At 76.0% G+C, this 1,049-nt stretch carries 1 protein-coding gene; it reads left to right on the top strand.

Annotation, left to right across the window (positions count from 1 at the left end; translation table 11 throughout):
- Positions 1 to 1,049, top strand: a 1,049-nt coding sequence (locus NON22_RS24750; RefSeq protein WP_257389639.1) for a hypothetical protein, incomplete at both ends; no start/stop codon positions are given.

Genomic DNA, 1,049 nt, shown 5'->3' with positions numbered 1-1,049 from the left:
GGCGCCGACGCCGAGCTGCAGCGCCTGCGCGAGCGCGTCGCGGCGAGTCTCGCGCCGCCCGGCGTCTGGCAGGGCGACGATTACTACTACGGCGTCGGCCCGCTCGACGTCGATGCGGTCGCCGCGGCGCTGAGCGCGCAGCCGGACCGCGCGATCCTCGCCTCGACCCTGGAAACCTCGCTCGACGGCTGGCGGCTGCAGGCCGTCGTCTGGCTGCGCGAGCCCGCCGGCCGCGTGCGCCGCGTCCGCGTCGACCTGACGCCCAGCGCCGAGCGCGTCATGCGCTATCTCGCGAGCCGGGCCGGCGACGCGGCCGGACGCGACAGCGCCGTCGCGCTGGCCGGCTATTGGACATTGGGATTGCGCGCCGGCGAAATCGCCGCCGATCCGCGCGCGCTCGTCGGCTGGGCGCGCATCACCGATGCGCTCGGCCTCGCGGGCGACGGCGCGCCGCTGCGCCGGGATTTCGAGCGCGCCGTCGCGCAAGAGGACGTGTTCGCGCGCTACGCCTACGCCGAATGGCTGCTGCGGCGACCGGCCGGCGACACGGCCGATGTCACACGCGCCGTCGGTCTGCTGCGCGGCGCGGCGGCCGAGGGTTTGCCGGAAGCGCAGATCCTGCTGTCGCTCGGTTGCGAACGGCGCGATGCCGGCTGCGCGCGCGGCGAAGCGGCGCGCATGCAGTCCGCCGCGGCGCGCGCCTACGGCGAAGCCGAAGCCGCACTGCTGCGCTACGAAACCGCGCGACGTCTGTCGCGTGACGGCGATACTGACGCGGCGCGCGATCTCGCACGGGCGGTCAAGCTCGGCAGCACGCGCGCGCTCGGCGTGCGGCTCTATCAGCTCGCGCCGTCGCTGCCGACCGCGGGTGCCGCGGCGCAGCGCGAGTTCGACCTGCTGCTCGATCGCGCGGTCGCGGCCGACCTGGCCTATGCGCTGGAGGGGAAGGCGGCGCGCGCCTATGCGCAAGCGACGACGCCGGCTGCAAGGGCCGATGCGCTCGCGCTGCTCGAACGCGCCGCGGCGCGCGGCAATGCGCGTGCCGCGGC

The organism is Tahibacter caeni, assembly GCF_024609805.1.
GTDB lineage: Bacteria > Pseudomonadota > Gammaproteobacteria > Xanthomonadales > Rhodanobacteraceae > Tahibacter > Tahibacter caeni.
The sequence above is the reverse complement of the archived record's forward strand: the minus strand, read 5'-3'. Positions and strand labels throughout refer to the sequence as shown.